This is a genomic window from Pelagibacterium sp. (genome assembly GCF_048264985.1).
In the GTDB taxonomy this organism is placed as follows: domain Bacteria; phylum Pseudomonadota; class Alphaproteobacteria; order Rhizobiales; family Devosiaceae; genus Pelagibacterium.
In genome coordinates, this window is record NZ_JBLXCL010000005.1 from 69820 (window position 1) to 82307 (window position 12488).

Annotated in this window: 11 protein-coding genes; 2 read left to right on the top strand and 9 right to left on the bottom strand. The window is 57.8% G+C overall.

Annotated features, from left to right (window positions below):
• Positions 1 to 18: 18 nt before the first annotated feature.
• From ACN0TA_RS14025 to ACN0TA_RS14065, 9 genes are all read right to left on the bottom strand, one after another.
• Positions 19 to 2388, bottom strand: coding sequence for an aldehyde dehydrogenase family protein (locus tag ACN0TA_RS14025; RefSeq protein ID WP_417583983.1), 2370 nt, complete (start codon positions 2386 to 2388; stop codon positions 19 to 21).
• Positions 2389 to 2539: 151 nt separating this feature from the next.
• Complete coding sequence (gene deoC, locus ACN0TA_RS14030; RefSeq protein ID WP_417583985.1) at positions 2540 to 3529, bottom strand: deoxyribose-phosphate aldolase; 990 nt, start codon at positions 3527 to 3529, stop codon at positions 2540 to 2542.
• The gene (locus ACN0TA_RS14035) at positions 3526 to 4320 is read right to left on the bottom strand and encodes a purine-nucleoside phosphorylase (RefSeq protein WP_417583987.1); all 795 of its coding nucleotides are present in this window, start codon (positions 4318 to 4320) and stop codon (positions 3526 to 3528) included. Before ACN0TA_RS14035 ends, deoC begins: the two co-directional genes overlap by 4 nt.
• Before the next feature lie 63 nt (positions 4321 to 4383).
• Positions 4384 to 4797 carry a cytidine deaminase gene (locus tag ACN0TA_RS14040; protein WP_417583989.1) on the bottom strand — a complete coding sequence of 138 codons (414 nt, stop codon included), beginning with the start codon at positions 4795 to 4797 and terminating at the stop codon, positions 4384 to 4386.
• Positions 4797 to 5759 carry an ABC transporter permease gene (locus ACN0TA_RS14045; RefSeq protein WP_417583991.1) on the bottom strand — a complete coding sequence of 321 codons (963 nt, stop codon included), beginning with the start codon at positions 5757 to 5759 and terminating at the stop codon, positions 4797 to 4799. Before ACN0TA_RS14045 ends, ACN0TA_RS14040 begins: the two co-directional genes overlap by 1 nt.
• A 3-nt stretch (positions 5760 to 5762) precedes the next feature.
• Positions 5763 to 6872, bottom strand: a complete 1110-nt coding sequence (locus ACN0TA_RS14050) for an ABC transporter permease (protein ID WP_417583993.1) — start codon at positions 6870 to 6872, stop codon at positions 5763 to 5765.
• 8 nt (positions 6873 to 6880) lie between these two features.
• Positions 6881 to 8473 (bottom strand): ABC transporter ATP-binding protein, encoded by a 1593-nt coding sequence (locus ACN0TA_RS14055; protein ID WP_417583995.1) that lies wholly within the window; start codon positions 8471 to 8473, stop codon positions 6881 to 6883.
• Positions 8474 to 8501: 28 nt separating this feature from the next.
• Positions 8502 to 9509, bottom strand: coding sequence for a BMP family lipoprotein (locus ACN0TA_RS14060; RefSeq protein WP_417583997.1), 1008 nt, complete (start codon positions 9507 to 9509; stop codon positions 8502 to 8504).
• Positions 9510 to 9686: 177 nt separating this feature from the next.
• Positions 9687 to 10154: a CoxG family protein gene (locus ACN0TA_RS14065; protein ID WP_417583999.1), complete on the bottom strand. Its 468-nt coding sequence runs from the start codon at positions 10152 to 10154 to the stop codon at positions 9687 to 9689.
• A gap of 158 nt (positions 10155 to 10312) precedes the next feature.
• Here ACN0TA_RS14065 and ACN0TA_RS14070 point away from each other — a divergent pair, with 158 nt between their 5' ends.
• Both ACN0TA_RS14070 and ACN0TA_RS14075 read left to right on the top strand, forming a co-directional pair.
• Positions 10313 to 11518: a cell surface protein gene (locus ACN0TA_RS14070; RefSeq protein WP_417584001.1), complete on the top strand. Its 1206-nt coding sequence runs from the start codon at positions 10313 to 10315 to the stop codon at positions 11516 to 11518.
• A gap of 17 nt (positions 11519 to 11535) precedes the next feature.
• Positions 11536 to 12486, top strand: coding sequence for a DUF6384 family protein (locus ACN0TA_RS14075; protein WP_417584003.1), 951 nt, complete (start codon positions 11536 to 11538; stop codon positions 12484 to 12486).
• Positions 12487 to 12488: the final 2 nt, after the last annotated feature.

Here is a 12488-nt window from a genome sequence, read left to right on the forward strand (position 1 = left end):
AGGCTAACGCCGACTTTTCTATGCTCCGTAGGGCACCCAGACGTTTTTGATTTGGGTCGCCCTTGTCAGAAGGTAATCGCCCTCCAGCACAGGGTCAGTCCAGTCGAAACCCAATCCGCGCGTGGTCCAGCTTTGCTTGACGTTACCGGCAGCGCACTTTTCAATTTCGGTTGAGTCTTGTGCCGATCCGGCAAACCAGATGCCATCGACGCCGTCATGCTCAGCAAGCGTTTTCGCAAGCGATGTCGCCTCGCCAGTGACGATGTTCACAACGCCCGAAGGGACATCAGAAGTTTCCAGAATTTGGTAAAAATCGGTCATAGCCAAAGGATAGGCGGCAGACGGGATCAGCACGGTTGTGTTGCCCATAGCGATGGCTGGGGCGAACAGCGAGATAGCGCCGAGCAAGGCGCTTTCGATGGGGGCGACGATTCCAAGGACGCCGATCGGTTCGACCATAGCGACGGCCATCATCCGGGCGGGCGGATTGTGGACGGCTCCATCGAATTTGTCGGCCCAGCCGGCAAATGCAAAGAGCCGTTCGACGGAAAGATCGACTTCTCGACGCGCAACATTGGCCGAAACACCACTCATCGAGCGGATACGTTCGGCAAATTCGGCCCTACGGTAGTCAAGATTTTCGCCCAGGTAATACAATATCTGCGCGCGGTTATGGGCTGTCGTGTTGCCCCAGCCTGCTGCGGCCCTGGCAGCTTCCACCGCATTGCGAATGTCCTTGCGATTACCCTCGCCCACCTCTCCGAGATGCTTACCATCGGACGCAATGACGGCCCGGGCATAACCTGAATCAGGGCGGGCCTGTTTGCCACCGATATAGAGCTTGGCGGTCCGGTCGATGCCCGAGCCCGCAGCACCGTCGATCGGATCAGGCAATTTGACGCCCGGCGCGGGTTTGAGTTTTTTCTCCCAGGCCGGTTTCAGGTAAGCGGCCATCCCTTCCCTGCCTCCCTCGCGGCCGAAGCCGGATTCGCGATAGCCGCCGAAGCCGACGGCGGCATCGAACTGATTTGTGGAATTGATCCACACAACACCAGCCTTGATCTTTGGCGCGATATCGAGGGCGAGATTGACGTTCTCGGTCCAGACAGAGGCGGCCAGACCGTATTTGGTGTTGTTGGCCAGCGCTACAGCCTCTTCGGGCGTACGGAAACTCATGGCGACGAGCACAGGGCCAAAGATTTCTTCGGACGCCAAGGAATGGGCCGGGGAAATGCCGGTGACCAAGGTTGGACGCACATAACATCCGTTTTGCGGTATGTCCCCTTCGGGAGAATAGAACTCGCCACCCTCGGCCTTTCCGGCTTTCAACAAATCGAGGACGCGTTCGACCTGAACCGGGGCGACGAGCGCTCCGATATCGATAGATTTGTCGAGCGGATCACCGACACGCAGCGTCTTCATGCGTTCTTTGATCTTGACGACGAAAGCGTCCTCGATGCTCTCTTGCACCAAGAGACGAGACCCCGCACAGCACACTTGGCCCTGGTTGAACCAGATAGCATCGACCAAGCCTTCAACGGCACTGTCGAGATCGGCGTCTTCGAACACGACAAAAGGCGATTTGCCTCCCAATTCGAGCGAAAGCCCCTTGCCAGATCCGGCTGTGGCGCGTCGAATAATCTTGCCGACCTCTGTCGATCCGGTGAAGGCGATCTTGTCGATATCTGGGTGCGAGACTATGGCCTCACCGGTTTCGCCTGCACCTGTCACAATGTTGACTACCCCCTTGGGCAGTCCAACGCGGGCACAGATTTCTGCGAACAGCAATGCCGTGAGCGAGGTAAACTCGGCTGGCTTGAGCACCACGGTGTTGCCAGCAGCCAATGCCGGAGCAATTTTCCACGACAGCATGAGGAGCGGAAAATTCCACGGAATGATCTGGCCGCAGACGCCGTACGGCACATGATCGGGAAATGATTTACCCAGATGCTGAGCCCAGCCAGCGTGATGATAGAAGTGCCGTGCGACCAGCGGAATATCGATATCGCGGGTTTCACGGATCGGCTTACCATTGTCCAGGGATTCGAGAACCGCGAACAGGCGGCTTTCTTTTTGGACCTGCCGGGCAATGGCATAGAGAAACTTGGCGCGCTCGTAACCGCTCAGTTGAGACCATGCGGGAAACGCCGCTCGGGCAGCCTTCACTGCCTTGTCCACATCCGATTTGCCCCCATCCGATATGTCCGCAAGCTTTTCACCATTGGCCGGATTGGTCGAGGCGAAGGTCTTTCCCGGCTTGGTGAAATCGCCATTTATGAAATGGCCAAACGATTTACCGTGAGCTTCAAGCCAGTCAAGCGCAGGTCCCGCCGCTTCAGGCGCCGGTCCGTATTCCAGGGTTTCGAAGATTTCCGCCACTTTGCTCATTTCGTGTTCCTTTGCCTCACCCGCAGTATCGGCATGGGCATGACGCTATTTGTTTGACCAGTTTCCGGCGCTGCTGCAGGACGACCAACTCGCTGGTTGAATTTCGCGCTGCCGTCCGCGCCTTGCCAGGTGCCGCCTCACAGTTTCTCGGTCAGGCCATGGCGAAGCGGTAATCAGCAGCATAATGACCAGTAATACCGTGCTCGATCTGGCGTTCGATATCGGTGAGGAGCGAGGACGCGCCGAAGCGGAACAAGTGCGGCTCAAGCCAATTGCGCCCCAATTCCTCACGCATCAGCGCCATGTATGTAATGGCGTCCTTGGCCTTAGAGATACCACCCGCCGGTTTATATCCGATCTCGATGCCGGTCTGCTCGCGAAACCAGCGGATCATGCGGACCATCGTCAATGAGGTCGGCAATGTGGCGTTGGTCTTTTCCTTACCGGTCGAGGTCTTGATGAAATCCGCGCCGGCCAGCATGCAGACAAGCGAAGCTTTTGCCACATTGGTCAGTGTCGCCAACTCGCCGGTACCCAGGATTGTCTTGATGTGCGCTTCCCCGCATGCCGCGCGCATCGCCCGCACCTGGTCATAGAGCCCTTGCCAATCGCCATTGAGCACCATGCCACGCTCGATCACTATATCGATTTCCTTGGCGCCGTCCTCAACGGATGCCTCGATTTCCGACAGCCGAATCTTGAGAGGAGTCAGACCGTGTGGAAAGGCAGTGGAAACTGCCGCCACCGGGATGTCTGTCCCATCGAGTGCCTTAACGGCAGTGGAGACGAAATTATGATACACGCATACAGCTGCTGGTGTCAGCGCGAGCTGCTTGACGCCCATCGCCTCAATCAGGTCAGCGCGGATGGGCTGACGGGCTTTGGCGCAAAGCCGCTCGACCCGGCCCGGTGTGTCGTCGGAATTGAGCGTCGTCAGATCCATGAGCGTCACGGCCTTCAACAACCACGCAAGCTGGTGGTCTTTCTTGACCGAGCGACGGGCGCCGATTGTGCCTGCGCGGCGCTCCAGCGCCGAACGGTTCATACGCACGCGCTCGACCCAGTCGAGGTCCAGCGGAAAGCCGGGATTGCGCTTATGGCCCGTCGCCTGGTTCTGGCTATCGACGATCTTGAGACTCATATCTCCTCCATCAGCGCCGGAATGAGACGCTTCAATTTCTCGGCCCCATATATTGCTATGTCCTTGGTCTGGGTATGCGAGATGTTTTCCTGGGCCATGCCCGCGCCCATATTGGTAATCGAAGAGCACGCCCAAACCCGCAATCCCATGAAGCGCCCTAAGATCACCTCTGGGACAGTCGACATACCCACCGCATTCGCACCTAGAGTTTGCGCCATGCGGATTTCAGCCGGCGTTTCAAAGCTTGGTCCAGAATACCATATATAGACACCCTCCTTGAGGGCGATTTCGAGGCGGGCAGCCACTGCATGGGTAGCGGCGCGCAGCTCGGGATCATAGGCATCGACCATGTTGACGAAGCGCGCCTCGGCTTGCTCTCCGATCAATGGATTGATGCCTGCGTTATTGATGTGGTCGGATATCAGCATCAGTTCGCCGGGCAGGACGTCTTTATCGAGCGAGCCGGCGGAGTTGGTAAGCAGCAGGGTTTTGGTACCAAGCTCTGAAAGAGTTTCCAGTGCCGGCCGCATGGCAGCAGCGTCACCGTGTTCGTAATAGTGTTGCCGCCCGGTGAGAATGGCCAAGCGCTTGCCTGCCATCTGGCCGATCAGCAACTCCTTGCCGTGACCTGAAACGCCGCCCTGGGGGAACCCTTCAAGATCGTCGAAGGGGATGGTGATCTTATCGGTCAAGAGATCGCCGGCTTCCGAAAGGCCGGACCCCAGTATAAGCGCAGCATCGATTGGTGCGGACCCCGCCAGATTGCGGATCGTTTTGAGTGCCTTGGCCATTGTCAGTGCCTTATGGTTTGGTCTTGAGGCCCAACGGGGCCTCCCCGTTCGGCAGATCGAAGTTTAGTGGCCGAGAAATTCAGGGCCAAAAGAATGCGGCAGCAAATCGCCCAACGTTGTGAACAGCGGTTCACCATCCACGCCCAGGCAAATAATCGGGGTGGTCTCCGAGGCAAACTCGCGGATGCGCTGACGGCAACCGCCGCAGGGCGTCACAGGCGCCCTACCAGGCCCTGTCACAAATATCTTTTCAATGCGCTTGCCGCCTCCGGCGAGCATTGCCGCAATAGCAGACGGCTCAGCGCAATTGCCGACCGGATAGGCGGCATTTTCCACATTGCACCCGGCATAGATATTGCCATCGTCGGCCAAAATTGCCGCACCGACCTGAAAGTTCGAATAAGGCGCGTAGGCGCGGTTACGGACTGTTTCTGCGGCGTCGAAAAGCGATTGGTCCTCTGTGGATAGGGCTGCCATTACCGCTCCTTGACGTAAGGCTGACCGGACGCTTTGGGTGCAATTGCACGGCCGACAAAGCCGGCGAGCAGCAGAATTGTGAGGATATAGGGAAGCGCCTGCATGGCCTGTGTCGGCACTGGCCCGATGATCGGCAGGTCAACGCCTTGCAGGCGGTATTGCAAGGCTTCGAGAAACCCGAACAACAGGCACGCGCCAAGCGCAGGCCACGGCTTCCACTTGGCAAAAATCAACGCGGCAAGCGCTATATAACCGCGCCCCGAACTCATTTCGCGCGAAAAGCTGGCAGCCTGGGCTGTCGAGAGGTACGCTCCACCCATGCCGACAAGCACAGCAGTGATGGCGAGCGCCTTATAGCGCAAAAAGCTGACCGACATACCAGCTGTGTCCAGAGCCTTGGGGTTTTCCCCGACCGCACGCAGGCGCAAACCAAACCGTGTACGCCACAGGATCCATGCCGTCAGTGGCACCGCAAGAAAGGCAAGGTAGGTCAGGATGGTGTGGCCCGACATCAGCCCTGAATAGATCGGGCCAAGCACTGGCACATCGGCCACTTCCCGGGCGAAGGGAAGCTCGATGCCATAAAAGCGAGCCCCGCCAGAAAGCGCCGGCGTGTTGCCACCACGCCCGAACCAGGCGCTGCCCAAAAACACTGTCAGGCCCGATGCGAGGAAATTGAGCGCCACGCCTGAAATGATCTGATTGCCGCGGAAGTTGATGGATGCGAGGCCGTGCACGGCAGAAAACATCATCGATACACCGATCCCGGCAAGCAGCCCCAGCCAGACGCTGCCCGTGATTGAAGCGACAACAGCGGCGCCGAATGCCGAACCAAGAAGCTTGCCCTCAAGTCCGATATCGACAATGCCGGCGCGTTCAGAATAAAGGCCAGCCAGACAGGCAAGGATCAGCGGGGTCGAAACGCGAATGGTGGTAATGAGAATGGAGATGATGTCTTCCATCGCCTAAGCCCCTTTCTCTTGCGCCACAGGATCGGGTTCTCGCTTGTGTCGAGTGGCCATGAAAGCGAACTCGACCGGGCGGCGCAGCATGTTGCTCATGGCCCCGGTAAACAGGATGACCAGGGCCTGAATGGTAACGATCATCTCGCGCGTAATCGCTGGCATGGTGAAGGCCAGCTCTTGCCCACCCTGATACAGAACCCCAAACAGCAGTGCTGAAAGCCCGACCCCTATCGGGTGGGCCTTGCCCATGAAGGCAACTGCGATACCGACAAAGCCGGTTCCCGCAACATAACCAAGGATCAGTCGTCCATGCGCGCCGGCAGTGTCATTGACGGCGACCATGCCGACAAGAGCGCCCGATACGGCCATTGTGAGCATGATCAGCTTTGCATTGGACATTCCCGCATAACGCGCGGCGGTGCCGTTGTGACCCATGGTGCGCAGGGCATAACCAAATTTGGTGTGCCAGATGAGGATATAGACCCCGATCAGTGCCAGGATCGCGATGATGAAGGAGATGTTGACCGGTGTGTTGCGCAGAAGCGGTATCCATTCGGACAAGAACGGCACACGGGTCAATTCATCGATACGCGCGCTCTCATCGGAATTGATGTTGTCAGGCTTGAGAACGCGCGAGATGATGTAGCTCATCATCGAGGTGGCGATGAAGTTCATCATAATTGTGGTGATAACCACATGGCTGCCCCGCTTTGCCTGAAGATAGCCCGGAATGAAGGCCCAGGCGCCGGCGAACAGTGCCGAAGCGATCATGATCAAGGGCAATGCGAGCGCCCAGTGCAGCCCACCAACCGCCAGCGCGACCAAGATAGCCCCCAGCCCTCCGACATAGGCTTGGCCCTCACCGCCGATATTGAACAGCCCTCCGTGAAAGGCGACTGCCACTGCCAACCCGGCGAAAATAAAATTGGTCGTGTAATAGAGCGTGAAGCCGAACCCGTAGCCATAGCCGAAAGCACCATAGAGCATGATGCGCACGGCTTCGATGGGGTTCTCGCCAACGATCAGCACCACGATGCCACCGATAATGAACGCCAGTGTCACGTTGAGCACCGGCAGTAGGATGACATCGACCCAGCGGGGCAAGGGCATGGCGGCACTCATTGGCTCGACTCGGTGGTTTTGGTTTTGTTGTCCGCCTTCACGCCGGCCATAAGCAGGCCCAGCTCGCCCTCATCGGTGGTGACGGGGTCGGCTTCACCGACAATTTTGCCATCGAACAAGACAACGATCCGATCCGACAGTGAGCGAATTTCATCGAGCTCAACAGACACAAGCAATATCGCCTTGCCAGCGTCCCGCATCTTGATGATCTGATTGTGGATGAACTCGATGGCCCCGATGTCAACGCCACGGGTGGGCTGACCGACGATCAAGACGTCGGGATCGCGCTCCATTTCGCGCGCCAGGACGATTTTTTGCTGATTGCCGCCCGAAAAATTGGCTGTTTTCAGATCTGCATTGGCGGGCCGAATATCGAATTTTTCGATGTGACGCTGCGCTTCGGCGCGCGCCGCCTTGACGTCAAGCATCAGGCCCTTGCCGTAATTCTCGTGATAACCAAGAATTGCGTTCTCCCACTCGAAGAAATTGGTGACCAGCCCCATGCGGATACGATCTTCGGGAACGTGTGCCAGCCCGTTTCGGCGCAACATGGCGGCGCTATCTTCATTGACCGCGGTCACATCGTGGCCATTCAGCGATATGGACCCCGATTTGGCTGCGCGCATCCCGGCCACGCACTCGAGCAATTCGGATTGCCCATTGCCGGCAACACCGGCGACCCCAAGAATTTCGCCAGCCCGCACCTTGAGCGAAATGCCCTTGAGACGCTCGGTCCCCGCATCGTCGGTCACCACAAGCTCGGCGACGTCGAGTAACACATCGCCGGGCTTTGCTTCTTCCTTGTGGACACGCAACAGGACGCGGCGCCCTACCATCAGCTCGGCCAGTTGCTCGGGGCTGGTTTCTGCGGTCACCACCGATTCGACCATCTGCCCCTGGCGCATGACCGAAACCGTATCGGTAATGGCCATGATCTCGCGCAGCTTGTGGGTGATCAGGATAATGGTCTTGCCTTCATCGCGCAGCGTCTTGAGCACTTTGAAGAGATGATCAGCCTCGGCGGGCGTCAGCACGCCCGTCGGCTCATCAAGGATCAAGATATCGGCACCACGATAGAGCGCCTTGAGAATTTCCACGCGCTGCTGCTGACCGACAGAAAGATCCTGGACCAGCGCATCGACGGGCACGTTGAGCCCATAATCATCGGCAAGGCGCTGCAACTCCCGGCGCGCCTTGTCGACACTTGGCCCCAACAGCGCAGAGTCCTCGGCGCCGAGGATGACGTTCTCGATCACCGAAAAATTGTCGACCAGCATGAAATGCTGGTGGACCATCCCAATGCCGAGCGCGAGCGCATCGGACGAGTTGTGGATCGTCACAGGTCGGCCCTCGACAACGATCTCACCGCTGTCGGCGTGATAAAATCCATAGAGAATCGACATTAAAGTCGACTTCCCGGCCCCGTTTTCGCCAACGATTCCGTGAACCGTGCCGCGCCTAACGGCAAGGTCTATATCCTTGTTGGCGTGAACCGGACCGAAGCTCTTGTTGATCTTTTTCAATTCGATCGCAAAAGAGGTATCAGCGGCCGTAACCGGTCGCTGAACGTTTTCGGTTTGCGTGTCCATTATCGGACCCTTCCCTTACAGGGGCAAATCAGACCGGGCAGGATTCGTCTTCGCGATAATCGTGAACAACGATTTCACCAGAAACGATCTTCGCAGTGATGTCATCGACCATGGCAAGCATTTCATCGGTGATCAGATCAGCGTTGTTTTCGTCGAATGCTGCGCCAACACCTTCTTCGGCCAGGCCAAGGACCTGAACGTCGTTTGTCCATGAGTCATTGGCAAAATCTTCGAAGGCATTATAGACAGCCACGTCGACACGCTTGATCATCGAAGTCAGGACCTGGCCAGGATGAAGGTGGTTCTGGTTGGAGTCGACGCCGATCCCGAACACGCCTGCATCTGCCGCCGCCTGAAGCACACCAACACCGGCACCGCCAGCAGCGTGATAGATGACGTCAGCGCCGCGATCGATCTGGCTGCGCGCCACTTCGGTACCGCCGCCCGGATTGTTGAACGCATCAAAGCCGGTACCGATGGCGGTTTCGATGACCTCGATATCGGGATTCACGTAGGCAGCACCCTGCTTGTAACCACAACCAAAGGCCTGTAGCAGCGAGAAATCGAAGGCGGGGATGAAGCCGATGGTGCCCGTTTCGGTCGCCATTGCAGCCAGTGCGCCGACCAGGTACGAACCCTCCTGCTCCTTAAACACCACCGAACGTACGTTCTCGATATCGTCGACGACTGTATCGATGATGAGGAATGACGTATCCGGGAAATCCGGCGCGACCGAGCGGAGGGCCGTTTCCCAGCTAAAGCCGGGCAAGACGATGGGATTGTTGCCGCGCGCTGCAAACTGGCGAATGGCCTGTTCGCGCTGGGCGTCACCCGAAATCTCGAGATCCTGATAATCCTGGCCGTTTTCGGTCTTGAACAGCTCGGCGCCATTATAGGCCGCTTCGTTGAACGAGGCGTCAAACTTGCCGCCGCCATCATAAACGAGCGCGGGATCGGCAAGCGCCGTGCCGGCTAGAAGGGTGGTCAGGGCGACGCCGGCCAGGGCGGCGATGCCAGTCTTTGTTGTTTTGGACATGATTGATGCTCCCTATTCACGGGCTGCGGAAAGAGACCCGGCGACGGCCGGTGCATTTCCACGCGCGATGGGTTCAGATACAATCGCGCAAATAAAGCAGACGCAATAGCCAATTTCGATTTTTTGACCATTTGGGCAAAAAATTTTGGGATTGCGGTAAACTGCGCTGATCCCCAGCTAAACCTGCGGCTCCAGGGGAACGACATTTGCCCCCATAGCCTCGCCAAAGCGCTCAAAAAACCCATCAATGATTTTCTGAGCCGAATTGCCGATGATGGCCTTGCCCAGTTTCATGATCTGACCGGAAGCGCCACCCGTCGCGGCGAAGCTCAATAACGTCGCCGTATCGAGATCAACGAGCGTTATGTCCGCGGCAGCCTGCGCCCTGCCCAAAAGACCGCCCCTGCCCTGCCCGGTCAGCCTGTAGCTTATCGCAGGGTCGATATCAGACAGGAACAAATCGCCTTTGAAAACCGGCTGAACCACGCCAAGATTGACAGCGATCTCGAGTTCAAGTGCCGTATCGGACACCCAGCGGATCGACTTGCAACCGGGGATGCAGGCTTTGAGCACTTCGGCATCGTTGAGCGCATTCCAAACCGTGAGCCGATTTGCATCAACCCTGTAGCGTCCACCGAAATCCAAGCCGACTTCCTCTTCATTTAATTCAAACGCCGCCTATGCGGCTTTTTGGCACCAATGACGAGAAAACATCCCCATCTTGCGCATGGCCAATTGTCTTATCTCTTGCCAGGCGGAATCATGTCACCACATCTGCCAAAGTTGCAACAGGGACGTGGGCAATGAGCACCGAGATTACCCAAACCGAAGCTCCCCAGCTTATGGACAAGCCGCTTCAGTATCTGGACAAGGCCGTAACCGCGATCAAGGATCTCGGGTTGTGGCCCGAAGGCGAGCCGGGCGAAGCGCCGATCACAGGGCTGCTGGCCGAAATCACTCATCTCGATGACACCAAAGTTATCCTGATCGGGCGCGTATTAACTCAGGCAAGCGCCTTTAACGAGGTCGTGCGCACCCAGATCGCCGCCATGAATGTAGGCGAGCGCTATGAAGACATCACCAAGTCGTTCAACTCGATCCGCGACGATGCAAAAGGCATGGTCGACCAGCTCGAAGACGGTAAGATCGACATTTTCGAACGCGCGTCAAATGTCTGGATGAAGGTCTCACGCGGTGACATCGCCGCGCGCTTCGACAAGATTCGCGATACATATCTCGACGTTTCCAGGGACACCAAGGACCAGATCGACCGGGAGCACACGATTCTGGAAGCGTATCGCGACTTCCGCGGGGCGCTCAAGCAGGCCGAAGTGATGGCGCTCGAAGTCCTTGAGATCGCCAATGCCCAGCTGGAACAGCGTAAGTTCGACTTGCAGGGCGCTACTGACAAGCTCAACGCGTTTACCGAAGGGACGCCGGCCGACCGCGCGCGGCTGGAGATGGCGCGAGACGAACGTCTGCGCGATCTTCAGAACGAGGAACGCCGCTACCAAATCGCCAAGGATTTGTCAGACAATCTGACGATTTCCTATTCGACCTCAGAAGTCATCATGGCGCGGCTCATGCAGACGACGAACGCCAAAGAGCGCGTCTATCAGCAGTCGATCTCTTTCTTTTCGACCAACGAGACCGTTCTCACTGCGCTTTCGGCCTCGTTTACGGGCCTGTTCGGGCTCCACGAATCGACCGAGACGCTCAATGCCATGAAAGAAGGCATGAGCCAGAGTCTGGAAACGCTTTCGGAGATCGGCGGCAAGGTGCAGGAAGAAGCACTCAAGGCGGGTTATGGCCCGACGATCCGCGCCGATGCTGTCAAGAAACTCGTCGACAGTGTGGTCAAATACCAGGAAAAGAGCTTCACGATCATTGCCGAAATGCGCGACCAGGCCACCAAGAATTCGGCCGAAATCCGCGATGCCGTTGAAGATGGCAAGAAGCGCCTGGCGACACTTGCCGCCGATGGCAACGCGCTCGTTTCGGCCAGTTAGGACGCGAAAATCCGATTATGGCAAGCGGTGGGGCAATAGCGGGAAAGACCGGCAAGGCGCCGCTGGATGACGTGATGTTGGCCATGGACGTGGTGGATACACTGCGCCATGACGATAATCTCGTGGCCCGCGAACTTGGCGCTTCATCGCGTGAAGCCGCTCTGATCGAGCGCTTGCGCAAAATTTACCGCGATCAGGGTATCGAGGTGCCCGACCACATTCTCAAGGAAGGCGTCAAGGCGCTTGCCGAGAGCCGGTTCACCTATGCCCCGCCGCCCGATAATCTTTCGACGCGGCTCGCCAAACTCTATGTTGGCCGCGCCCGCTGGGGGCGACCGGCGCTGATCGGCGTGGCGTTGCTTGCAGTGGTTCTGGGTGGGTACTTTCTCGCCTACCGCCCCTATCAGGCGAGCGTGGAAGCCGCAGCACAGTTAGAACTGGCCCAAGAACTCCCGGCCAGGATGGACGAGATCTACCAGCAGATCTTCAATGAAACCAAAGTGCAATCAGCGCTCGAAGTGGCGCAGCCTTGGGTCGACCGCGGCAAGGCGGCGGCTGCGCGAGGCGATCGCGATGACGCGCTTGCAGCCATCGAACAGCTCGAAACCATCCACGCGACCCTACTCGCGGACTATTCGATCCGCATCGTCAATCGACCCGGTGAATCGACCGGGATCTGGCGGTTCCCGGAAAACAATAGCGCGGCAACCAATTACTACCTCGTTGTCGAGGCGGTCGGTCCCGATGATGAGCTTGTGACCCTTCCGATCACCAACGAGGAAACCGGACAGACTGAAGAGGTCTCGACCTGGGCCATTCGCGTTCCGGATGTCACTTACGAGTCGGTGCGCGCCGACCGGCAGGACGACGGGATTATCCAGCGCAATATCTTAGGCATAAAGCAATACGGCTTCCTTGATACGGACTTTGCGATGCCGGTCCTTGACGGGGCGATTACCCAATGGTGAGG

Coding starts and splice junctions, on each gene's coding strand:
- ACN0TA_RS14070 (WP_417584001.1), top strand. CDS start 10,313: ATGAGCACCGAGATTACCCAAACCGAAGCTCCCCAGCTTATGGACAAG.
- ACN0TA_RS14060 (WP_417583997.1), bottom strand. CDS start 9,509: ATGTCCAAAACAACAAAGACTGGCATCGCCGCCCTGGCCGGCGTCGCC.
- ACN0TA_RS14075 (WP_417584003.1), top strand. CDS start 11,536: ATGGCAAGCGGTGGGGCAATAGCGGGAAAGACCGGCAAGGCGCCGCTG.
- ACN0TA_RS14055 (WP_417583995.1), bottom strand. CDS start 8,473: ATGGACACGCAAACCGAAAACGTTCAGCGACCGGTTACGGCCGCTGAT.
- ACN0TA_RS14025 (WP_417583983.1), bottom strand. CDS start 2,388: ATGAGCAAAGTGGCGGAAATCTTCGAAACCCTGGAATACGGACCGGCG.
- deoC (WP_417583985.1), bottom strand. CDS start 3,529: ATGAGTCTCAAGATCGTCGATAGCCAGAACCAGGCGACGGGCCATAAG.
- ACN0TA_RS14040 (WP_417583989.1), bottom strand. CDS start 4,797: ATGGCAGCCCTATCCACAGAGGACCAATCGCTTTTCGACGCCGCAGAA.
- ACN0TA_RS14045 (WP_417583991.1), bottom strand. CDS start 5,759: ATGGAAGACATCATCTCCATTCTCATTACCACCATTCGCGTTTCGACC.
- ACN0TA_RS14035 (WP_417583987.1), bottom strand. CDS start 4,320: ATGGCCAAGGCACTCAAAACGATCCGCAATCTGGCGGGGTCCGCACCA.
- ACN0TA_RS14050 (WP_417583993.1), bottom strand. CDS start 6,872: ATGCCCTTGCCCCGCTGGGTCGATGTCATCCTACTGCCGGTGCTCAAC.